Origin of the sequence: Chromobacterium alkanivorans (assembly GCF_016937655.1) — a bacterium.
GTDB lineage: Bacteria > Pseudomonadota > Gammaproteobacteria > Burkholderiales > Chromobacteriaceae > Chromobacterium > Chromobacterium alkanivorans.
Window position 1 is genome coordinate 1 of sequence record NZ_JAFHKL010000006.1, and the last position, 20,920, is coordinate 20,920.

General features: G+C 65.2%; 19 protein-coding genes. 10 read left to right on the forward strand and 9 right to left on the reverse strand.

Annotated elements, in window-relative coordinates:
- The coding region (locus JW897_RS11540) for a condensation domain-containing protein (RefSeq protein WP_205466214.1) at window positions 1–1,569 on the reverse strand (1,569 nt) is incomplete at its 3' end.
- Between the two features lie 301 nt (window positions 1,570–1,870).
- Between JW897_RS11540 and JW897_RS11545 the strand changes: the two genes are divergently transcribed.
- The 3 genes from JW897_RS11545 (at window position 1,871) to JW897_RS11555 (ending at window position 6,589) form a co-directional block, all read left to right on the forward strand.
- The gene (locus JW897_RS11545; protein ID WP_205466216.1) at window positions 1,871–3,625 is read left to right on the forward strand and encodes a cholesterol oxidase substrate-binding domain-containing protein; all 1,755 of its coding nucleotides are present in this window, start codon (window positions 1,871–1,873) and stop codon (window positions 3,623–3,625) included.
- 137 nt (window positions 3,626–3,762) lie between these two features.
- Window positions 3,763–5,037, forward strand: a complete 1,275-nt coding sequence (locus tag JW897_RS11550; RefSeq protein ID WP_205466218.1) for a Y-family DNA polymerase — start codon at window positions 3,763–3,765, stop codon at window positions 5,035–5,037.
- Window positions 5,038–5,176: 139 nt separating this feature from the next.
- Window positions 5,177–6,589: an exonuclease domain-containing protein gene (locus tag JW897_RS11555; protein WP_240352180.1), complete on the forward strand. Its 1,413-nt coding sequence runs from the start codon at window positions 5,177–5,179 to the stop codon at window positions 6,587–6,589.
- A gap of 1 nt (window position 6,590) precedes the next feature.
- Here JW897_RS11555 and ubiB read toward each other — a convergent pair whose 3' ends face one another.
- The 5 genes from ubiB to queA form a co-directional block, all read right to left on the reverse strand.
- Entirely contained in the window at window positions 6,591–8,117 is a 1,527-nt protein-coding gene (ubiB, locus tag JW897_RS11560; protein ID WP_048414386.1) for a ubiquinone biosynthesis regulatory protein kinase UbiB, read from the reverse strand.
- Window positions 8,118–8,123: 6 nt separating this feature from the next.
- Window positions 8,124–8,708, reverse strand: a complete 585-nt coding sequence (locus JW897_RS11565; protein WP_048414385.1) for a ubiquinone biosynthesis accessory factor UbiJ — start codon at window positions 8,706–8,708, stop codon at window positions 8,124–8,126.
- 318 nt (window positions 8,709–9,026) lie between these two features.
- The gene (gene ubiE / locus JW897_RS11570; RefSeq protein ID WP_048414384.1) at window positions 9,027–9,761 is read right to left on the reverse strand and encodes a bifunctional demethylmenaquinone methyltransferase/2-methoxy-6-polyprenyl-1,4-benzoquinol methylase UbiE; all 735 of its coding nucleotides are present in this window, start codon (window positions 9,759–9,761) and stop codon (window positions 9,027–9,029) included.
- A 2-nt stretch (window positions 9,762–9,763) separates the two neighbouring features.
- The gene (locus tag JW897_RS11575; RefSeq protein WP_205466220.1) at window positions 9,764–10,135 is read right to left on the reverse strand and encodes a gamma-butyrobetaine hydroxylase family protein; all 372 of its coding nucleotides are present in this window, start codon (window positions 10,133–10,135) and stop codon (window positions 9,764–9,766) included.
- A 35-nt stretch (window positions 10,136–10,170) separates the two neighbouring features.
- Window positions 10,171–11,193 carry a tRNA preQ1(34) S-adenosylmethionine ribosyltransferase-isomerase QueA gene (gene queA / locus JW897_RS11580; RefSeq protein WP_205466221.1) on the reverse strand — a complete coding sequence of 341 codons (1,023 nt, stop codon included), beginning with the start codon at window positions 11,191–11,193 and terminating at the stop codon, window positions 10,171–10,173.
- 279 nt (window positions 11,194–11,472) lie between these two features.
- On the opposite strand from queA, the gene aroQ reads away from it, so the two are divergent.
- The 5 genes from aroQ (at window position 11,473) to JW897_RS11605 (ending at window position 15,892) form a co-directional block, all read left to right on the forward strand.
- On the forward strand, window positions 11,473–11,922 hold the full coding sequence (gene aroQ, locus JW897_RS11585) for a type II 3-dehydroquinate dehydratase (RefSeq protein ID WP_048414432.1): 450 nt from the start codon (window positions 11,473–11,475) through the stop codon (window positions 11,920–11,922).
- A gap of 36 nt (window positions 11,923–11,958) precedes the next feature.
- On the forward strand, window positions 11,959–12,411 hold the full coding sequence (gene accB / locus JW897_RS11590) for an acetyl-CoA carboxylase biotin carboxyl carrier protein (protein ID WP_048414381.1): 453 nt from the start codon (window positions 11,959–11,961) through the stop codon (window positions 12,409–12,411).
- A gap of 126 nt (window positions 12,412–12,537) precedes the next feature.
- Entirely contained in the window at window positions 12,538–13,896 is a 1,359-nt protein-coding gene (accC, locus tag JW897_RS11595) for an acetyl-CoA carboxylase biotin carboxylase subunit (RefSeq protein ID WP_043592857.1), read from the forward strand.
- On the forward strand, window positions 13,896–14,792 hold the full coding sequence (prmA, locus tag JW897_RS11600; protein ID WP_048414380.1) for a 50S ribosomal protein L11 methyltransferase: 897 nt from the start codon (window positions 13,896–13,898) through the stop codon (window positions 14,790–14,792). The genes accC and prmA overlap by 1 nt, the downstream gene beginning before the upstream one ends.
- A complete protein-coding gene (locus JW897_RS11605; protein ID WP_205466223.1) occupies window positions 14,789–15,892 on the forward strand; it encodes a DUF3426 domain-containing protein in 1,104 nt (367 codons plus the stop codon). The genes prmA and JW897_RS11605 overlap by 4 nt, the downstream gene beginning before the upstream one ends.
- A 222-nt stretch (window positions 15,893–16,114) precedes the next feature.
- On the opposite strand, the gene queF is transcribed toward JW897_RS11605, so the two are convergent.
- From queF to murJ, 3 genes are all read right to left on the reverse strand, one after another.
- Window positions 16,115–16,954, reverse strand: coding sequence for an NADPH-dependent 7-cyano-7-deazaguanine reductase QueF (gene queF / locus JW897_RS11610; RefSeq protein ID WP_205466225.1), 840 nt, complete (start codon window positions 16,952–16,954; stop codon window positions 16,115–16,117).
- 62 nt (window positions 16,955–17,016) lie between these two features.
- Window positions 17,017–17,784 carry a CPBP family intramembrane glutamic endopeptidase gene (locus JW897_RS11615; RefSeq protein WP_205466227.1) on the reverse strand — a complete coding sequence of 256 codons (768 nt, stop codon included), beginning with the start codon at window positions 17,782–17,784 and terminating at the stop codon, window positions 17,017–17,019.
- A 1-nt stretch (window position 17,785) separates the two neighbouring features.
- Window positions 17,786–19,321 carry a murein biosynthesis integral membrane protein MurJ gene (gene murJ, locus JW897_RS11620; protein WP_205466228.1) on the reverse strand — a complete coding sequence of 512 codons (1,536 nt, stop codon included), beginning with the start codon at window positions 19,319–19,321 and terminating at the stop codon, window positions 17,786–17,788.
- Window positions 19,322–19,447: 126 nt separating this feature from the next.
- Between murJ and rpsT the strand changes: the two genes are divergently transcribed.
- Window positions 19,448–19,711: a 30S ribosomal protein S20 gene (gene rpsT, locus JW897_RS11625; RefSeq protein ID WP_048409254.1), complete on the forward strand. Its 264-nt coding sequence runs from the start codon at window positions 19,448–19,450 to the stop codon at window positions 19,709–19,711.
- 87 nt (window positions 19,712–19,798) lie between these two features.
- A complete protein-coding gene (locus JW897_RS11630) occupies window positions 19,799–20,857 on the forward strand; it encodes a phospholipase A (RefSeq protein ID WP_205466230.1) in 1,059 nt (352 codons plus the stop codon).
- Window positions 20,858–20,920: the final 63 nt, after the last annotated feature.

Here is a 20,920-nt window from a genome sequence, read left to right on the forward strand (position 1 = left end):
GGGGTAGCCGGGGTCCAGCGGCACATAGGCGGCGCCGGCCTTGAGGATGGCGAGGATGGCGACCAGCAGATCGGGCTGACGTTGGCAGCAGAGGCCGACGCGCTGCTCCGGGCCGACGCCGAGCTGGAGCAATTGCCGGGCCAGTTGGTTGGCGCGGGCGTCCAGCTCGCGGTAGCGCAGGGCCGTGGTTTCGCCCTGGACGGCGACGCGTTCGGGAAAGGTCCGGGCGGCGTGTTCGAACCAGCTGCACAGATCGGGATGCGGCGGGGCGACGGCGAGGGGAGGCGCGGCGCGGCGGGCGGGCTTGGCCAGGGTTTGCTCGGGATCGCGCAGCAGGCTGTGCAGCAAGGGTTCCACGCCGTCGATGAAGGCGGCGGCGTCCAGTTCCGCGAAGCTGGCCAGATTGTAGTCGAGGTCCACTTTCACCGGCTGGCGGGAGTCCGCCTCGCGGACGAAGATCTTCAGCGGGTAGTGCTGCGACAAGGCGCGCATCGCGGTCATATTGCTGACGGTGCCGTCGAACATGGCGTCGTAATCGTGTTTCTCGAACGACAGGCTGATCTCGTAGGGCAGTTGGTCGCGGCTGAGGCCTTCGGTTTCGCCTATCGGGTAGCGGTGATGGCGGAAATCGGCTCTCAGTTCGCGCTGTATCAGGCTGAGCAGTTCGGCGAAGCTCCAGTGCGGCCGGAGCTTCAGCCGCAGCGGGCACAAGCTGGCGAACAGCCCCGGGGTGTTCTTGGCCAGAGCGCTGCGGCGGTTGAGGATGGGCAGCGCCAGCAGCAGATCGTCGGCGCCGAACTCCCGCAGCGCATGGGTGTAGATCAGGCCGATGAAAAAGTGGAAGACGGTGGCCTGGTGCGCGGCGGCCAGTTCGCCTATCCGCCGGTAGCTCTCCGCCGACAGCTGGAAGCTGTGCTGGCCGCAGGCCAGTTGTCCGCCGGCGTCGGCGAACAGCCGGGTTTGATAACCGGCCAGCTTGTCCTGCCAGTACTGCCTGTCCTTCGCGTAATGGCGCGATTCGTAGTAGCCGTCCTCTTCCTCCGCCAATTCGGCCGGCGTCATCATCGGGGCCGGCTCCGGCAGCGCGCCCAGGCGCAGGCCGTTGTAGTAGCGGCATTTCTCTCCGTAGAGCCGGGCGATGGCCCAGCCGTCGAAGGCGATGTGGTGGAAGCGGCCGTAGAGGATGAAATCCTCGTCCCCGTGACGCAGCAGCGTGTAGGCGGCCAGCGGCGTTTGGCCGTCGAAGGCGAAGGCGCGGGCGAAGTCGCGCTCGGTCCATTCCCTGGCCGCGCGCTCCGGGTCCGGCTCGCCGCGGGTGTCTATCACCGTCAGCGGGCAAGGGTGGCGCGGGCACAGCACCTGGCGCGGCTGACCGTCCGCCTCGTCGACGGCGATGCGCAGCGCGGGCGTGTGCTCCATCAGCGCGCTCAGCGCGGCTTTCAGGGTGTCGATATCGAGAGCGCCCTGGATCTTTATGAAACCACCGATGTTGAATAATTCGGGCGTGGAGAATAACGATTGATGAAAATAAATTTCCAGCTGCCGGCGTGTAAGCGGGAAGGTTTCCATTTGAGTTATTCCAATCTTATTTTAGAAAGTATTATGCCGAAATATGCTTTTCGGACTGCCTGTGTGTCGCGTAAATCTACACCGATGTGAATTAAATTAGTGAAGCAATTTAACTGGTAAATAAGTCAGGTTTTTAATGGTTGCAATACATGATAGCGTCATTCTATTAAGATAATGGGATAGCCGATGCAGTGATTTCCATTATGTTTTTTCAAATATTCCTGCCAAATACGATTTAAATTAAGTCTGTTTAATTCGTATTGTTTTTATTTTTACTTTTAAGAGTGCGAGGAGTTTTGGAATGAGTTCGAATGATGCGGAAAAACCATTGGCCGCCAGCCGGCGGGACTTTTTGACCGGGGCTTTGAAATTGACTTCGGCGGGGGCGCTGGCGGGGTGGTTGCCGGCCGAACGGATCATGGCGGCGCGGCTGACTTGCAGCCAGCCCAATAACTTCCCCGCCGATATTCCCCTATATAAGCAGAGCTTCAAGAACTGGGCCGGCGACATCAAGGTGGATGATGTCTGGACCTGCGCGCCGCGCTCCGCGGACGAGGTGGTGAAGGTGGCCAACTGGGCCAAGGACAACGGCTACAAGGTGCGGGCGCGCGGCATGATGCACAACTGGTCGCCGCTGACGCTGGCCGCCGGCGTCAGCTGCCCGGCGGTGGTGCTGCTGGACACCACGCGTTATCTGACCGCGATGTCCATCGACGCCTCGGGTCCGGTGGCCAAGGTCACCGCCCAGGCCGGCATCACCATGGAAGCCTTGCTCACCGGAATGGAAAAGGCCGGCCTGGGCGTGACCGCCGCGCCGGCGCCGGGGGATCTGACCCTGGGCGGCGTGCTGGCCATCAACGGCCACGGCACCGCGATTCCGGCCAAGGGCGAACGCCGGCTGGCCGGCGCCAGCTACGGCTCGATCAGCAATCTGGTGCTCAGCCTCACCGCCGTGGTCTACGACAAGGCCAGCGGCGCCTACGCGCTGCGCAAGTTTGCCCGCAACGATCCGCAGATCGCGCCGCTGCTGGCGCACGTGGGCCGCTCGCTGATCGTGGAAGCCACTTTGCAGGCGGCGCCCAACCAGCGCCTGCGCTGTCAGAGCTGGTTCAACATTCCCTACGGCGAAATGTTCGCCGCGGCGGGCAGCGGCGGACGCACTTTCGCCAGCTATCTGGACAGCGCGGGCCGGGTGGAGGCGATCTGGTTCCCGTTCACCAGCAATCCCTGGCTCAAGGTGTGGACGGTGACGCCGAACAAGCCCTTGTTCTCCCGCCAGACCGACAAACCGTTCAACTATCCCTTCTCCGACAATCTGCCGGACGAAGTGACCGATCTGGCCAACAAGATCCTGTCGCTGGGCGACGGCAAGCTGACGCCGGCTTTCGGCAAGGCGCAGTTCGCCGCGGCCAGCGCCGGCCTGGTGGCGACGGCCAGCTGGGATCTGTGGGGCTGGTCCAAAAACCTGCTGCTCTACGTCAAGCCCACCACGCTGCGCGTCACCGCCAACGGCTACGCGGTGCTGACCCGCCGCGAAAACGTGCAGCGCGTGCTCAATGAATTCGTCACCTTCTATCAGGCGCGGGTGCAGGCTTATCAGCAGCAGGGCCGCTATCCTATGAACGGGCCGGTGGAGATCCGCGTGACCGGGCTGGACGATCCCAGCGAGGCGGCGCTCGGCGGCGGCGTGGCGCCGGCCTTGTCCGCCATCCGCCCGCGGCCGGACCATCCGGAGTGGAACGTCGCCGTGTGGCTGGACATCCTGACGCTGCCGGGCACGCCGTACGCCAACCAGTTCTATCGCGAGATCGAACAGTGGATAGAAGCCAATTTCAACGGTTCCTACGCGGCGGTGCGCCCGGAGTGGTCCAAGGGCTGGGGCTATACCGATCAGGCGGCGTGGGCGGATTCCGCCATGCTGCAGACGACCATCCCCAACGCCTTCCGCGCCGGCCAGCCGGCGGCGGCCAACTGGGACGCGGCCAAGGCGGCGCTGGCGGCCTATGACCCGTATCGCCTGTTCTCCTCGCCCTTGCTGGACAGCCTCGCTCTCTGACGCTAGAGAATAGTGGAAACGGCGCGCCTCCTTCGGGACGGCGCGCCGTTTTTCGCCGCGCGCTCGCTTCCGCCTGGCCGCGAACGCTACACTGTAAGCATCCCCACCGCGCCGGATTCGCTCCATTCCACCCAGCCATGCCATCCTGCTACGCCCAAGTCGATTGCAATTCCTTTTACGCTTCCTGCGAGCGGGTGTTCAACCCGCGGCTGGCCGGCGCGCCGATTGTCGTGTTGTCCAACAACGACGGCTGCATCGTGTCGCGCTCGGCCGAAGCCAAGGCGCTGGGCGTGCCCATGGGCGCGCCTTATTTCCTGCACAAGGCGCGGCTGGAGCAGTTGGGCGTGGCGGTGTTTTCCTCCAATTACACCCTGTACGGCGATTTGTCCGGCCGCGCGATGCGTTTGCTGGCCGGCTTCGCGCGCGCGCAGGAGGTGTATTCGATAGACGAATGCTTTCTGGACATCGCCGGCGAGCCGGAACCGGAACGGCTGGCGCAAGCGATGCGCGACGCGATGCTGCGCGGCCTGGGCCTGCCGGTGTGCGTCGGCATCGGTCCCAGCAAGACCCTGGCCAAGCTGGCCAACCACCTGGCCAAGCAGGATCCGTCCAGCGAGGGGGTGATGAATCTGCAAGCGTTGGACGCGGAGGAGCGCCGCGGCGTGCTGGCCGCGGTGCCGGTGGAGGAGGTTTGGGGCGTGGGCCGCAAGCTGTCGCTCAAGCTGAGGCTGGAGCGCATCGGCCACGCCGCGGCGCTGGCGGCGGCGGACCGGGATTGGCTGATCCGCCGCTTCGGCGTCACCGTGGCGCGCATCGCCGACGAACTGGACGGCCTGTCCTGCCTGAGCCTGGAGGAGGCGCTGCCGCCGCGGCAGTCCTTGATGTCCACGCGTTCCTTCGGCCACAAGGTGACGCGGCTGGAGGAGGCGCGCGAGGCGGTGGCGATGCACGCGGCGCAGGTGGCGGAGCGCTTGCGGCGGCAGGGCTCGCTGGCCGGCTTCCTGCAAGTGAGCCTGCAGCGCGGCGTCTACCAGCAAGGCACGGTGCAGCGCGACAGCGAGGTGGTGCCGCTGTTGCCGGCCAGCGCGGACAGCCGGGTGCTGGTGGCCGCGGCCGGGCGGGCGGTCGAGCGCTTGTGGCGGCCCGGCGCCGGCTACCAGAAATGCGGGGTGATGGCCTGGCAGCTGGTGGACGCGGAGCGGGCGCAGCCGGATCTGTTCGCCGAGGGGGCGGACCCGGAGAAAGGGCGGCGCCTGATGGCGGCGCTGGACGCGATCAACCAGCGCATGGGCCGCGGCATGGTCAAGCTGTTGGCGGAAGGGCTGGAGCAGCCGTGGAAGATGAAGCAGGACATGCTGTCGCCGGCCTACACCACGCGCTGGGAGGACATCCCGGTGGCGAAGGCGAAGTAGCGGAGGGCGGACGCGGCGGAAAGCGGGGCGCGGCCCGGCTCTTGGAGTAAAATGCCGCTCTTGATTTGCAACCTTGCGGGGCCAGGGCGGCGGCTATAGTGCAATCAAGCCGCCGTGCGCCGCACTCGAAAGCGAGACATTGAACCCTCTGTTTGCCCAGCCTTGCGCCATCGTCGACTTGGAAACCACCGGCGGCCACATCAGCCGCGACCGCATCACCGAGGTGGGCGTCATCCTGATCGACGGCGACCGGGTGGAGCGCTTCAGCTCTCTGATCAATCCCGGCCAGCCCATCCCTCCCTTCATCGAGAACATGACCGGCATTTCCGACGCCATGGTGGCGGAAGCGCCGAGCTTCGCCGAGCTGGCCGAGCGTTTGCTGGCGATGCTGTCCGGCCGCCTGTTCCTGGCGCATAACGCGCGCTTCGACTACGGCTTTCTGAAAAACGAATTCCGCCGCGCCGGCCTGCGCTTCCAGAGTCAGTCGCTGTGCACGGTGAAGCTGTCGCGCCGGCTCTACCCGCAGTTTTTCAAGCACAGCCTGGACAGCCTGATAGAGCGGCACGACATCCGCCTGCCGGAGCGCCACCGGGCGCTGGCGGACGCGGAGGCGGTGCATCGCTTTCTGGGCCTCGCCAATCAGGAGCTGGGCGCGGAGGCGCTGGAAGCGGCGATGGCGGCGGTATTGGCCGCGCCGCCGGAGCTGGCCGGCCTGCCGGAGGCGCTGCAGGAGCAACTGGAGCTGCTGCCGGACGTGCCGGGGGTGTACACGCTGTACGGCGAGGACGGCAAGCCCTTGTACGTGGGCCGAGGAAGCAATCTGCGCAACCGGGTGCTGGCGCATTTCGCCGCGGTCAAGGGCGGCGGCAAGAGTCGCGAGGTGCATATCGGCGAGCCCATTGGCCGGGTGGAGTGGCGGGAGACCCTGGGCGAGTTCGGCGCGCATCTGCTGGAGCTGCAGCGCGTCCACGCCTTGGCGCCGCGGCACAACCATCGCGGCAAGCTGAGCCCGGAGCTGTGTTCCATCCAGCTGGTGACTGAGGACGGCTTCACCCGTCCCAAGGTGGTGTACGCGCGCGAGCTGGACTTCAGCCGCACCGCGGATTTGTACGGCCTGTTCCGCCACGCGCGCGAGGCGCGCAAGATCCTGGCGGAGATCGCGCTGGGCAACGCCTTGTGCCAATCGGTGCTGGGGGTGGAGGCGGTGACCAGCCGCAAGGGCGCGCCGTGCGCGGCCTTGAAGCTGGGCCGCTGCCGCGGTGCCTGTGTCGGCCGCGAGCCGGCCGAGGTGCACAATATCCGGCTGCTGGGGGCCTTGGCCAAGCTGAAGGTGAAGGCCTGGCCGTTCGCCGGCGCGATCGCGGTGGTGGAGACCGACGAGGTGACCGGCGAGCGCGCCGAGCATGTGTTCGACCGCTGGTGCTATCTGGGCTCGCGCCAGCGCGACGGCGGCCCGCTGGAGGGCGAGCCGTCCTTCGATCTGGACAGCTACAAGCTGTTGGAGGGCTGGCTGCGCAAGCCGGCGGAGGGGACGGCGCTGCGCGAACTCTGAATCATAGCCAGTTCTTCAGCAGCAGCGCCGCCAGCAGAACGGCGATCAGCGCCAGCAGCCAGTTCTGGCGCTTCTGTTCCCGCATCAGCTGGATATAGCCGCTGATCAGCAGCTCGCTGTTGGCGGAGGACAGCGCGTCGTTGAGCTTGCGCGGCAGCGTGGGCAGGGTGGTGGCCCATTGCGGCGCTTCGTGCTTCAGCGTGCGCAGCAGGCCGCGCCAGCCTATCTGCTCGTTCATCCACTTGGTCAGGAAGGGCTTGGCGGTGTCCCACAGATCCAGATTGGGGTCCAGCTGGCGGCCCAGGCCTTCGATATTGAGCAGGGTCTTTTGCAGCAGCACCAGTTGCGGCTGGATCTCCACATTGAAGCGGCGGCTGGTTTCGAACAGGCGCAGCAGCACCATGCCGAAGGAGATTTCCGACAGCGGCTTCTCGAAGATGGGTTCGCACACGGTGCGCACCGCCGCTTCTAGTTCCTCGGCGCGGGTGTCTTTCGGCACCCAGCCGGATTCGATGTGGGCGGTGGCCACGCGGTGGTAGTCGCGGTTGAAGAAGGCGAGGAAGTTGACCGCCAGGTAGTGCTTGTCGGTGTCGGTCAGCGTGCCGACGATGCCGAAGTCCAGCGCGATGTAGCGGCCGTCGGCGGCGACGAAGATATTGCCCGGGTGCATGTCGGCGTGGAAGAAGCCGTGGCGGAACACCTGGGTGAAGAAGATTTCCACGCCGAAGCGGCTGAGCCTGGAGAGGTCCACGCCGGCTTCGCGCAGCCGTTCCACCTGGCCCACCGGGATGCCGTGCATCCATTCCAGCGTCAGCACGTCGCGGCTGGTGTAGTCGTAGAACACCTCGGGCACGATCAGCATGTCCGAGTTCTTGAAGTTGCGGCGCAGCTGCGAGGCGTTGGCGGCCTCGTGCATCATGTCCAGTTCGTCGTGCAGGTATTTGTCGAACTCGGCGACGACTTCGCGCGGCTTCAGCCGCTTGCCGTCGGTGAACAGCTTTTCCACCCAGCCGGCCAGCGTGGCCATCAGCGCCAGGTCCTGCTCTATCACCGGCTGGATGCCGGGGCGCAGCACCTTGACCGCCACTTCGCGGCCGCGGCCGCCGTCGGGCTGGCGCAGCCAGGCCTTGTGCACCTGGGCCACCGAGGCGCTGGCCACCGGGGTGTTGTCGAAGTCGACGTAGAGTTCGTCCACCTTGCGGCCCAGGCTGCGTTCTATCATCTCGCGCGCTTGCAGGCCGTCGTAAGGCGGCACCCGGTCCTGCAGCCTCGCCAGCTCGTCGGCGTAGTCCGGCGGCAGCAGATCGCGGCGGGTGGACAGCACCTGGCCGAACTTGACGAAGATGGGCCCCAGGCTTTCCAGCGCCAGCCGCACTCGTTGCGGCAGCGGCGCGCTGGCGTCGCGGCGCAGCGGCAGCAGGCCGAACAGCTTGTGGACGAAGCCGAGCTTGGAATGGCCTTCCAGGAAGTCGTCCAGGCCGAAGCGGTAGAAGGTGGAAACAATCTTGAAAAAGCGCGAAATCCGCATGTGCCGTCAGGCCTTTGTCTGTTCTTGTTGCAGCGCGGCCTGCAGCCGCGCCAGGCGTTTTTCCAGGCGGCCGGCGTCGTCGCGCAAGGTGTCCACCGCTGCGACGAAGCCTTGCACCTGACGGCGGCCGGCCAGCACCGGCGTTTCCTCGCGCAGGTGCTCCACCCAGTTGGCGGCCAGCCGCCAGGCCACCTGGCCTTTGAAGCCGAGCAGGCCGCGCGCCAGGGTTTCCGCGCGCTGGGCGGCGGCGTCGCCCACCAGTCGGGATAGGTCCTCGGCGGCGCTCCACTGCAGGCGGCCCAGCAAGCGGCCGACGGCGGCGGCCAGTTCGGCGTCGCCTTCCAGCTGGATGTCGCTCAGCGCCGGGTCGCGGCCGGCCACCGCCGCCAGCGCGACGGCGTGCTTGAGCCGCACCGTGGCCTCCGGCTCGCCCTCGCAGGCGGCCAGCCAGCCGTCGTCGGTGAACACGCCGGCCACGTGGAAGGGCGGCAGCGCCACGGCGACGCGCCGTCCGGCGTGCGCGGCCAGTTCCGCCCGCACCGCCGGGTGTTGGTTCAGCAGGTGGTTGAACGCCGCGATCTGAATACCCATGCGCTGTCTCCGTGGATGGAAGGTGAAGGGGTCTGGTCTGATCAAGGCCGCATCGCCGGAGCGCAGCGGATCGTAATCAGGCTCTTAGAAGCTGTTCAAAGTCTCGCGAGCAAGAGCGAGCTGAAGGCGTTTTCAACGCCGTATCGCCGCAGCGCAGCAGACTTTGAGCAGGATCTTAGAACGTATTTACGATCTCGCGAGCTAAGGCGAGACAAGGCGAAAACAGCTGAGAAAGCGGAATGTACGGGAGGTACATGAGCATTTCGAAGTTGGTTTCAACGCGGTATCGCCGACGCGCAGCAGATCGTAAACAGGTTCTTAGAACTTGTAGCCCTTGTGCAGCGCAACCACGCCGCCGGTCATATTGTGGTAGTCCACCTTGCCGAAGCCGGCGTCCAGCATCATCTGCTTCAAGGTGTCCTGGTCAGGGTGCATGCGGATGGATTCGGCCAGGTATTGGTAGCTGTCGGGGTCGTTTGCCACCAGCTTGCCCATCACCGGCAGCGCCTTGAAGGAGTAGAAGTCGTAGAACGGCGACAGCGGCTTCCACACCTTGGAGAACTCCAGCACCATCAGTTTGCCGCCCGGCTTCAGCACCCGGCACATTTCCTTCAGCGCCGCGTCCTTGTGGGTCATGTTGCGCAGGCCGAAAGCCACCGACACCGCGTCGAAGTAATTGTCGGGGAAGGGCAGCTTCTCGGCGTCGGCCAGCGACACCGGCAGCATCAGGCCGTCGTCCAGCAGCCGGTCGCGGCCCACGGTCAGCATCGAGCTGTTGATGTCGGTCAGCCATACCTCGCCGCTCTTGCCCACGCGCTTGGCCCAGCCGCGCGACAGGTCGCCGGTGCCGCCGGCGATGTCCAGTACCTTGTCGCCTGCCTTGACGCCGGAGGTGGTCAGGGTGAAATGCTTCCACACCCGGTGCAGCCCGCCGGACATCAGGTCGTTCATCACATCGTATTTCTTGGCCACCGAGTGGAACACATCGGCCACCTTGGCGGCTTTTTCGCTTTCGGCAACGGTCTTGAAGCCGAAGTGGGTCGTCTTGTCCATGGTCACTCCCTGCTCGCGCCTGCGGCGGCGAGGCGATTGAGATAATCCTGCCAGTACTGGTCGCGCTTGGCGCCCAGCTCGTATAGATAGCTCCAGCTGTACAGTCCGCTGTCGTGGCCGTCGTCGAAGGTGATCTTCAGCGCGTAATGGCCCACCGGCTCCAGCGCGGTGACGGCGACGTGGCGCTTGCCCACTTGCAGCACTTCCTGGCCGGCGCCGTGGCCGCGCACTTCAGCCGAGGGCGAGTAGACGCGCAGGTATTCGCAGGGCAGCTCGAAGCGGGCGCCGTCGTCGAAGCTGATTTCCAGCACGCGCGACACCGCGTGCAGCTGGATTTCCTGCGGCGCGGGCGCGTCGGGGGTGAGTCCGGACATGGTCTATCCTCAAAGGCGGCCGATGGGGCCGCGCGTCAGTCTTTGCGTTCCAGCAGCATGGCGTCGCCATAGCTGAAGAAACGGTATTCCCGCTCCACCGCGTGCTGGTAGGCGGCGCGGATTTCCTCGTAGCCGGCGAAGGCCGACACCAGCATCAGCAGCGTGGACTTGGGCAGGTGGAAATTGGTCAGCAGACGGTCCACCACCCGGAAGCGGTAGCCCGGGGTGATGAAGATGTCGGTTTCGCCGCAGCCGGCGGCCAGTTCGCCGCCGCGGGCGGCGGATTCCAGCGCGCGCATGCTGGTGGTGCCCACCGACAGCACTTTGCGGCCGGCGGCGTGAGCCTCGGCGATCAGCGCGCGAGTGGTTTCCGGCACTTCGTAGATCTCGCTGTGCATCTTGTGCTCGGCGATATTGTCCACCCGCACCGGCTGGAAGGTGCCGGCGCCGACGTGCAGCGTCACGTAGGCCAGGCGCACGCCCTTGGCGCGCAGCTGCTCCAGCATGTCTTCGGTGAAATGCAGGCCGGCGGTGGGCGCCGCCACCGCGCCGCGTTCGCGGGCGTAGACGGTTTGATAGCGCTCGTCATCCTCGTCGCCGGCGCCGCGTTCTATATAAGGCGGCAGCGGCAGCTTGCCGGAGGCTTCCAGGATGTCGAACAGATTGTCCTCGGCCAGGAAGCGCAGCTTGAACAGTTCGCCGTGGCGCTCTACCATCTCCGCCTCCCAGCGATCGGCGAAGATCAGCCGGGTGCCGGGTTTGGGCGATTTGGAGGCGCGGACGTGGGCCAGCGCGGTGTGGGCGTCCAGCACGCGTTCTATCAGCGCCTCGATCTTGCCGCCGCTGGCTTTTTCGCCGAACAGCCGCGCCTTGATCACGCGGGTGTCGTTGAACACCATCACGTCGCCGGGACTGACCTGGTCGATGAAGTCGGTGAAGCGCAGATCGGCGCGGTCATGGCCGGCCACGCGCAGCAGGCGGCTGGCGCCGCGCTCGGCCGGAGGGTGCTGGGCGATCAGCTGCTCGGGCAGGTGGTAGTCGAAGTCGGAAAGCTGCATAAGACGTAAAAGATTCAGAATCGGCAAATTATACCCGCGCCGCCGGCCGCCGGCATCAGCTTAGTGAGCGAAGTGGCTGGATTTGCGCTGAATCAACATCGATTTTCGGCAAGGCGGTAAAAACTTGCCAGGCGGAAAAACGCCCGTGGATACTAGTGCTTTGACTCGAAGAACCGCCGTGTTCGGCATCCAAACAACTGTTTGAAATGATGCAAAAGCTAGACATCTTGCAGCGAATTGCGGCAAACTCGCGCCCAAGATGATAAACAGGAGCAGGCTTTGACCGGAAAAATCCTCGTGTTGCACGGCCCCAACCTCAATCTGCTGGGACAGCGGGAGCCGCAGCACTACGGCCGGGAAACGCTTGACGATATCAACCAGCGGCTGGAACAGCAGGCTAGCGCCGCGGGGTTTGAATTGTCGGCATTGCAGAGCAATGCGGAATATGTGTTGATTGATCGCGTGCAGCAGTGCCTGCATGACGGTACTGCCTTCATTCTGGTCAATCCGGCCGCTTTCACCCATACCAGCGTCGCCTTGCGCGATGCGCTGGCGGCGGTGCAAGTGCCGTTTATCGAAGTCCACCTTTCCAACGTTCATGCCCGCGAACCGTTCCGCAAGCATTCGTATTTCTCCGACCTCGCGGTCGGCGTGATCTGCGGATTCGGCGCCCACGGCTATGAACTGGCGCTTGCGCACGCCATCCGGCATCTTGCCGCGCAAGCCTAACTCACTCTACCGAATATCCCACTCGAAGGATTATCAATGGATCTCCGTAAACTCAAGAAGCTGATCGATCTCGTCGAGGAATCCGGCATTGCCGAACTCGAGGTGACCGAGGGGGAAGAAAAAGTCCGCATCACCCGCGTATCCGCCGCGCCGCAAATGGCCTACGCTCAGCCGATGACCGCGCTGCAAGTGCCCAACGCCGCCCCGGCCGCCGCGGCCCCGGCCGCCGAAGCCGCCGCGCCGGCCAGCAACGACAAGAACGCGATGAAGTCGCCCATGGTGGGCACCTTCTACCGTTCGCCGAGCCCGGGCGCCAAGAGCTTCATCGAAGTGGGTCAGAGCGTCAACGCCGGCGACACCCTGTGCATCATCGAAGCGATGAAGCTGATGAACGAGATCGAAGCCGACCGCTCCGGCGTGGTCAAGGCCATTCTGGTTGAAGACGGCCAGCCGGTGGAATTCGGCGAGCCGCTGTTCATCATCGAGTAAGCCAGACGACAGGCTGACGGCAACAGGGCACGGCGCAGCGTCTGTGCCCTTGTCGTTTGCCACGACAGCATTGGCGGCCCCCGCCGGCGACGACGCCGGCCGCGGAATCCGCCAGCGGAGAATTCCATGTTTGAAAAAATTCTGATTGCCAACCGGGGTGAAATCGCCCTGCGTATCCAGCGCGCCTGCCGCGAAATGGGCATCAAGACCGTGGTGGTGCATTCCGAGGCCGACCGCGAAGCCAAGTACGTGAAGCTGGCCGACGAATCGGTCTGCATCGGCCCGGCGCCCAGCGGCAAGAGCTATCTGAACGTGCCGGCCCTGATCGCCGCCGCCGAGGTGACCGATTCCCAGGCCATCCACCCGGGTTACGGCTTCCTGTCGGAAAACGCCGACTTCGCCGAGCGCGTCGAGCAATCCGGCTTCGTGTTCATCGGTCCGCGTCCGGACACCATCCGCCAGATGGGCGACAAGGTGTCGGCCAAGAACGCGATGATTGAAGCCGGCGTGCCCTGCGTGCCGGGCTCCGACGGCGCTTTGCCGGACGATCCGGCCGAGATCGTCAAGATCGCCAAGAAGATCGGCTTCCCGGTGATCATCAAGGCCGCCGGCGGCGGCGGCGGCCGCGGCATGCGCGTGGTGCATACCGAAGGCGCTTTGATCAACTCGGTGCAGATGACCCGCACCGAGGCCGGCGCGGCTTTCGGCAATCCCACCGTCTACATGGAAAAATTCCTGGAAGAGCCGCGCCACATCGAAATCCAGATCCTGGCCGACGAATACGGCAACGCCATCTATCTGGGCGAGCGCGACTGCTCGATGCAGCGCCGCCACCAGAAGATCATCGAGGAAGCGCCGGCGCCGGGCATCACCGACAAGCAACGCCAGAAGATAGGCGAAGCCTGCGCCGAAGCCTGCCGCCGCATCGGCTACCGCGGCGCCGGCACCTTCGAATTCCTGTTCGAGCGCGGCGAGTTCTACTTCATCGAGATGAACACCCGCGTGCAGGTTGAGCACCCGGTGACCGAGATGATCACCGGCATCGACATCGTGCAGGAACAGATCCGCATCGCCGCAGGCGAGAAACTGCGCTACAAACAGAAGGACGTGGTGTTGCGCGGCCATGCGATGGAGTGCCGGATCAACGCCGAGGACCCGTTCACCTTCGTGCCGTCCCCGGGCAAGATCGAAAGCTACCACCCGGCCGGCGGCCCGGGCATTCGCATCGATTCGCATATTTACCAGGGCTACACCGTGCCTTCGCATTACGATTCCATGGTGGGCAAGCTGATCGCCTTCGGCGATACCCGCGAGCAGGCGATGGCGCGGATGCGGGTGGCGCTGTCGGAAATCTCCATTTCCGGCATCAAGACCAATATCCCGCTGCATCAGGAACTGTTCATGGACGCGGCTTTCCAGCGCGGCGGCACGTGCATTCACTATCTGGAGCAGCGTTTGTCGCAGCAGAAAAAAGGGGGCGCCTGATGGCCTGGCTGCAAGCCACCATTGACGCCGAGTCAACCGTTGCCGAGCGTCTGGCCGACGCGCTGATGGACGCCGGCGCGCTGTCCACCGCGATCGAAGACGCTTTTGCCGGCACCGAGCGCGAAGAACCCATTTTCGGCGAGCCCGGCGAGCCGGTGGACAAGCTGTGGAGCCGCAGCCGCATCATCACCCTGTTTGATGAAGCGGCCGACGTGGCCCTGCTGATCGCCGCCGCCGCCAACGCCTGCGGCCTGAGCCTGCCCAGCTACAGCATGGAGCGGGTGGAAGAGCAGGACTGGGTGCGTCTGACCCAGTCGCAGTTCGACCCGATCCGGATTTCGGACCGGCTGTGGATCACGCCGACCTGGCACGAGCCGCCGGCACCGAACGCGGTCAATCTGCAATTGGACCCGGGCCTGGCTTTCGGCACCGGCAGCCACCCCACCACGCGCTTGTGCCTGCAATGGCTGGACGCGCAGCTACAAGGCGGCGAAAGCGTGCTGGACTACGGCTGCGGCTCCGGCATCCTTGCCATCGCCGCGCTCAAGCTGGGCGCGGCCTCGGCCTTGGGCGTGGACATCGACGCGCAGGCGGTGCGGGCCAGCCAGGACAACGCCGAGCAGAACCAGGTCAAGGCGGATTTCTGCCTGCCGGATCAGAACCCGGAAGCGGTTTACGACGTGGTACTGGCCAATATTCTGGCCAATCCGCTGCGCATGTTGGGCCAGTTGCTGGCGAGCCACGTCAAAACCGGTGGTAGAATCGTGCTTTCAGGCATTCTCGCCGAACAAGCCGAAGAGCTGTCCGCCATCTACGAACAATGGTTCCAGATGGATGCTCCGGTGTTCGACGAAGGATGGACCAGACTGACAGGAACCCGACGCCCCACGGTATGACATATACGACACAGTGCCCCAATTGCCAGACACGCTTCAAGGTCAATGATGCCCAGTTAGCGGCCGCCAATGGCTTGGTGCGCTGCGGGCGCTGTTCGCATGTGTTCAACGCCACCGAGCATTTCGTCGCAGCGGAAGCGCCGCCGGCGGAGCCTCCGCGCGCCGCGGCGCCGCAGCCGGCCGTTCCGCCGCAGCCGGCCCAGCCGCGCGAGGCGCTGGACGATTTCGAGCTGGAAGTGCCGGATTTCGATCCGGGCGCCAGCGCGGCGGAAGCGCCGCCGGACGAGTTGCTGATGCCGCCGCCTATGGCGGAGGAGGCCCCGGCCGCGCGCGCCGACGTCGAGGAGTTCCAACGCGCTTTGGCGGAGGCGATGCAGAATCGCCATGTCAGCGCGCCGCTGGGCAACCCGTTTGGCGCGGAAGACGCCGCGCCGGAGGAGCCGGCGCCGGAAGTGTTCGGCAACCGCCGCCGTCCCGCTCCGGAACCGGAGCCTGAAGCGGCGCCTGAGCCCCTGTTTGAAGCGCCGCCGGTCAAGCCCGCGCCGGCGCCGGAGCCGCGCGTCGAGTCGCCGCTCAGCCACGTCGACGACGATGAGGACGAGGCGCCGCGTCGTCGCCACCCGGCGCTGACCTTCCTGGCCGTGATCGCCTCGGCGATCGGCGTGCTGGTGTTGGCCGGCCAGCTGGTGTATTTCAACCGCACCCGCATCGCCGCGGAAGTGCCGGAACTGCGCCCTACGCTGGAAAGCCTGTGCGACGCGGTGGGCTGTGCGGTGCCCTGGCCCACCGACATCGCCCGCGTGCGCACCGAGTGGTCGGAACTGGCCTTTGTCCCCGATTTCCCCAATCTGATCCAGCTGTCCGCCACGCTGAAGAACCACGCCACTTACTCCCAGGCTTATCCGATGCTGGAAGTGACCTTGAAGGATTCCGACGATCAGGTGCTGATCCGCAAAGTGTTCGCGCCCAAGGAATACCTGAAGCCGGACGACTTCAAGCTCGGCCATTTCAACTCCAACAGCGAGGTCAAGGTGACCATGCGGCTGGACGCCGGCAAGGTGCATGCGATGGGGTATAGCTTGTATTGGTTCTACCCTTAAGAAGCTGTTCAAAGTCTGCTGCGCATCGGCGATACGGCGTTGAAACCCGCTTCGAAATGCTCATGTACCATCTGTACATTCCGCTTTCTCAGCGGTTTTCGCCTTGTCTCGCTCTTGCTCGCGAGATTCTGAACAGGCTCTCAGAACCATTGATCATGGTTTCCAGAACGACAAACAGGCCGGCATTCGCCGGCCTGTTCGCTTTTCCCGTCCGGAAAGATCTTATTGCCGCGCGGTGCGGGTATTCCCCACCGGCATCTCGCCGCAATTGCTGCGGAAGGGATTGATGTCCAGGCCGCCGCGGCGGGTGTAGCGCGCGTAGACGGTGAGCCGGCTGGGCGCGCAGGCGCGCAGCAGGTCGGTGAAGATGCGCTCCACGCATTGCTCGTGGAATTCATTGTGCTGGCGGAAGCCGATCAGATAGCGCAGCAGCGCCTCGCGGTCCAGCCGCGGGCCGGTGTAGCGGATCTGCACGCTGCCCCAGTCCGGCTGGCCGGTGACCAGGCAGTTGGACTTCAGCAGATGGCTGCACAGGGTTTCGCTGACCACCTCGCCGGCGTCGGCGCGCAGGATCTGCGGGCAGGGCGCGTAGTTGTCCACCTCGATGTCCAGATCGTCGATGCAGTCGCCGGCCGGTTCGGCGATGGTTTCGTCGCCAAACTGCTGCGGCAGCATGATGTCCACGCCTATCGGCTTGCCGGCGGCGGCGGACAGGTCGTCGGCCAACTGGCGGCGCAGCGCGTCCAGGCCGGCCATCCGGGTCTGGTTATAGCTGTTCAGATAGAGCTTGAACGATTTGGACTCGATCAGGTTCGGGCTGTCGGCCGGGATGCGGAAGGTGGCGATGCCCACCTGCGGCTTGCCGCGGGCGTTGAGCCAGGACAGTTCGAAACCGGTCCAGATGTCCACGCCGGCAAACGGCAGCGCGGCGGCGTCCACGCCGATTTCGTCGCGCTTGACCTGGCGCGGGATCGGAAACAGCAGGCCGGGGGCGTAATGGTCCTGGTAGCTGACGGTTTTGCCCAGAGGCGATTGCTCCGGGGACATGGCTTGAGTGTTCATGGCTTGAATTATATCGGTTCCAGCGCCGCACCGCCGAGGCGCGGCGGATCGCGAGCCGCTTTTTAAAGCAGGCCCTTGCGCCACAGCGCCATCAAATCCATGGTCAGCGCCACGCTGCAATGCAGCGCGATGCCCAGCCAGATCGAGCGGTAGCGGTAGCTGAGCGCGCCCAGCGCGACGCCGGCGACGATGGCGGCCAGGCTTTCCAGCAGCGGCTTTTCAAAATGGATCATGCAGTAGGGCAGCACCATCACGAAGATGGCGCTGACGCCCAGCCTGGGCTTGAGCCCGTGCACCATATAGCCGCGGAAGAAGAACTCCAGCGCGGCGAACTGGGCGAAATACAACAACTCCCACAGCAGCCAGTGCGGCCACAGGCTCTCGCCGGCGCCGAGCCGGAAGAAGGGGTAGATCTTCAAAAAGCCGGGCTGGCCCGACGCCCACCACACCAGGGGCAGCATCGCGGCGTAGAACAGCGGGAACAGCTTCAAATCCGTCTTCAGCGCGGCGCGGTCCGGCCAGGCCAGGCCGAAATCGGCCAGCGGGCGGCGGTCCAGCAGGCGGATGGCCAGCAGCGGCAGCAGGCAGTAGCTGGCGATGCTGGCCAGCGCCCAGTAGGCGGCGCGGTAGAGATCGGTGTCCGGGTTGTGCACCACCTGCTGGCGGAAGGACAGGCCCAGCGCCGGCCACCATTGCAGCAGCCAGTCCAGCATCCAGTAGCGGTTGGCAGGGTAATAGAGCAGGGTCAGGCACAGGCAGCTGACCAGCAGCACGCCCGCGGCCTGGCGGTCGGCCGGCGTCAGGGCGGGCAGGCGCTGGCCGGCCTCCATCTCAGCGCTCGCGGCGCATGAAGTCGCGCGGGCGGAAGCCGAGCGCGAACAGCGCGGCGAAATAGACGGCCGCGCCGGCGACGACCAGCAGGCTCAGCCAGGCCACGCGCTGCCAGGCCGGACCGTGCCAGTGGACGGGCAGCAGCCATTGCAGCGCCAGCAGCGCGGCGGCCATCGCCAGGATGGCCACGGCCATCTTGAGCAGGAAGCCGCTCCAGCCGGCGGAGGGCTGGTAGATGCCGCGCTTGAGCAGCGCGCGCAGCAGCAGGCCGGCGTTGAGGCAGGAGGCGAGGCCGATGGACAGAGCCAGGCCGGCGTGCTTGAGCGGGAACACGAAGGCCAGGTTCATCAACTGGGTCAGGCACAGCGTGATCAGCGCGATGCGCACCGGGGTCTTGATGTCCTGGCGCGCGTAGAAGCCGGGCGCCAGCACCTTGACCAGGATCAGGCCGAGCAGGCCGAAGGAGTAGGCGATCACCGCCTGCTGCGACATCAGCGCGTCGTGGGCGGTGAATTTGCCGTAGGTGAACAGCGTGGCCAGCAGCGGGCCGGACAGCAGGCCCAGGCCCACCGTGGCCGGCACCGCCAGCAGCAGCGACAGGCGGATGCCCCAGTCCAGCAGCACGCTGAACTCGCCGTCGGAGCGGGTGGCGGCGTGTTTGGACAGCGAGGGCAGCAGGATGGTGCCCAGCGCCACGCCCAGCACGCCGGACGGGAATTCCATCAGCCGGTCGGCGTAATACATCCAGGACACGCTGCCGGTGGGCAGGAAGGAGGCGAAGGTGGAGTTGATCAGCAGCGAGATCTGCGCCACCGACACCCCGAAGATGGCCGGCCCCATCTGTTTGATCACGCGCCAGACCGCCGGGTCGCGGAAGGCGAACACCGGGCGCGCCAGCATGCCTATCTGCTTCAGGAAGGGCAGCTGCCACACCAGTTGCACCAGGCCGCCGACGAAGACCGCCCAGGCCAGCGCCATGATGGGCGGGTCGAAGTGGCTGCTGAAGAACAGCGCGAACACGATGAAACTGAGGTTGAGGAAGGTGGGCGTGAACGCCGGAATCGAGAACTTGCCCCAGCTGTTGAGCACGCTGCCGGTCATCGACGACAGCGAGATAAAGAAGATATAGGGAAAGGACACGCGCAGGATGTCGGCGAACAGGGCGGCCTTGGCCGGCTCGCGGTAAAAGCCGGGCGCGGAAATCCACATGATCAGCGGCGCGGCCAGCATGCCGACGGCAGTGACCAGCAGCAGCACCGAACCCAGCACGCCGGTGATCTTGGCGACGAATTCGCGGGTTTCCTCTTCGCTGCGCTGGTTCTTGTATTCGCCCAGAATGGGCACGAAAGCCTGTGAAAACGCGCCTTCCGCGAACAGGCGGCGCAGCATGTTGGGAATCTTGAAGGCGGCGTTGAAGGCGTCGGCGGCCATGCCGGCCCCGAAAACGCGAGCGATGATGGTATCGCGGACCAGGCCCAGGATGCGGGACACCATGGTCATGCTGCTGACAGCAGCCAGAGCCTTGAGCAGATTCATGTTGCGGGTGGTTTATCTAGCGTTGAGCAAGCCCGCTAGTGTACGCCGCCAGGTTTATTGTTGCAAAACCTGAGTTTAGGGCTTAGAATCGCGGGTTTCAGATTCCGCTCATCAGGAGAAAGATTCATGGCTAACAGCGCACAAGCTCGCAAGCGTGCACGCACAGCCCTTAAGCAGCGCGCGCACAACGCCAGCCTGCGTACTGCATTCCGTACTGCAGTTAAGAAAGTGCTCAAGGCAGTTGAAGCAGGCGATAAAGCCGCTGCCAAGGTAGTGTTCCAGACTTCCGAAAAAGTGATTGACCGCATTGCTGACAAGGGCGTGTTCCACAAGAACAAGGCCGCTCGTCACAAGAGCCGTCTGTCGGCTCAGATCAAGGCCATGGCCTGATCACAGCCCAGCGCTGAAGAATACGCAAAGGCTCCGCATCGCGGGGCCTTTTGTGTGTCTGGCGCATTGATTTCCCTAGGGGGAGGCATGGCTATGTCTGGATGGACGGCGTGGGCGCTGGCCTTGTGCGCGGCGCAGACCCTGGCGGCGGAGCTGCCGCAGCAATTGGCCGAGTGCGGCCGCTTGGCGGATGCCAAGTTGAGACTGGCCTGCTATGACGGCCTGGCGGCCGGCCAGCCCGCGGCGACGGCGGCCATATCGCCTCCTTCCGCCATTCCGCCCGCGGAAAGCCGGGTTCCGGTCGCGGATGTCCGGACGGACGCGGCGCCGGCGCCCAGCCGGCTGGCCGAAGCCTGGGACCTGGATGGCCGCTCGCGCGGCGATACCTTCGGCTTCCGCCTGTACCGTCCCAATTACTATCTGCCGGTCTGGCAGATGGCCAAGCCCAACAACGAGCCGCAATCGCCGACCCGGCCGCCCAGTCAGACGCCGGGCGGCGAGCTGGACAAGACCGAGGCCAAGTTCCAGCTGTCGTTCAAGACCAAGGTGTGGGAAGACATTTTCGATACCCCGCTGAACCTGTGGTTCGCCTACACCCAGCAATCGCATTGGCAAATCTACAACAGGGCGCATTCCGCGCCGTTCCGCGGCACCGACTACGAGCCGGAGCTGATCCTGACCTTCCCGCTGCCGTCTTCCTGGGCCTGGGGCGACACCCGGCTGCGCATGGGCGGCCTGGGCCTGCTGCACCAGTCCAACGGCCGCGCCAATCCCTTGTCGCGCAGCTGGAATCGGGTGTACGCGATGGCGGCGCTGGACAACGGTCCGTTCACGCTGCAAGGACGCTGGTGGGCGCGGCTGCCGGAGTCCGGCGACAATGACGACAACCCCGACATCGTCAAATACCTGAGGCACGGCGATCTGCAGGCGATCTACCAATATCGCGGCCAGACCTTCAGCGCCTTGTGGCGGCCCAATTTCGACAGCGGCAAGCACGGCTTGCAGCTGGACTGGAGCTTCCCGCTGAGGGGCAAGCTGCGCGGCTATGTGCAGGCTTTCGACGGTTACGGCGAAAGCCTGATCGATTACAACGTGCGCACCCGCGCGCTGGGCGTGGGGCTGACGATGAGCGACTGGCTGGAGTGAATCCCGCTCGCTAGGCTGGGCTTGGAATCCGCGGTGCGGATGATGCAAGGATGGTGAACAGGC

Excerpts from the sequence above, each read along its gene's own strand:
- JW897_RS11545 (WP_205466216.1), top strand. The coding sequence starts at position 1,871 with ATGAGTTCGAATGATGCGGAAAAACCATTGGCCGCCAGCCGGCGGGAC.
- JW897_RS11565 (WP_048414385.1), bottom strand. The coding sequence starts at position 8,708 with ATGGGTATTCAGATCGCGGCGTTCAACCACCTGCTGAACCAACACCCG.
- rpsT (WP_048409254.1), top strand. The coding sequence starts at position 19,448 with ATGGCTAACAGCGCACAAGCTCGCAAGCGTGCACGCACAGCCCTTAAG.
- queA (WP_205466221.1), bottom strand. The coding sequence starts at position 11,193 with ATGCAGCTTTCCGACTTCGACTACCACCTGCCCGAGCAGCTGATCGCC.
- JW897_RS11615 (WP_205466227.1), bottom strand. The coding sequence starts at position 17,784 with ATGGAGGCCGGCCAGCGCCTGCCCGCCCTGACGCCGGCCGACCGCCAG.
- murJ (WP_205466228.1), bottom strand. The coding sequence starts at position 19,321 with ATGAATCTGCTCAAGGCTCTGGCTGCTGTCAGCAGCATGACCATGGTG.
- ubiB (WP_048414386.1), bottom strand. The coding sequence starts at position 8,117 with ATGCGGATTTCGCGCTTTTTCAAGATTGTTTCCACCTTCTACCGCTTC.
- JW897_RS11605 (WP_205466223.1), top strand. The coding sequence starts at position 14,789 with ATGACATATACGACACAGTGCCCCAATTGCCAGACACGCTTCAAGGTC.
- accB (WP_048414381.1), top strand. The coding sequence starts at position 11,959 with ATGGATCTCCGTAAACTCAAGAAGCTGATCGATCTCGTCGAGGAATCC.
- queF (WP_205466225.1), bottom strand. The coding sequence starts at position 16,954 with ATGAACACTCAAGCCATGTCCCCGGAGCAATCGCCTCTGGGCAAAACC.
- JW897_RS11550 (WP_205466218.1), top strand. The coding sequence starts at position 3,763 with ATGCCATCCTGCTACGCCCAAGTCGATTGCAATTCCTTTTACGCTTCC.
- prmA (WP_048414380.1), top strand. The coding sequence starts at position 13,896 with ATGGCCTGGCTGCAAGCCACCATTGACGCCGAGTCAACCGTTGCCGAG.
- ubiE (WP_048414384.1), bottom strand. The coding sequence starts at position 9,761 with ATGGACAAGACGACCCACTTCGGCTTCAAGACCGTTGCCGAAAGCGAA.
- JW897_RS11630 (WP_205466230.1), top strand. The coding sequence starts at position 19,799 with ATGGCTATGTCTGGATGGACGGCGTGGGCGCTGGCCTTGTGCGCGGCG.
- JW897_RS11575 (WP_205466220.1), bottom strand. The coding sequence starts at position 10,135 with ATGTCCGGACTCACCCCCGACGCGCCCGCGCCGCAGGAAATCCAGCTG.
- accC (WP_043592857.1), top strand. The coding sequence starts at position 12,538 with ATGTTTGAAAAAATTCTGATTGCCAACCGGGGTGAAATCGCCCTGCGT.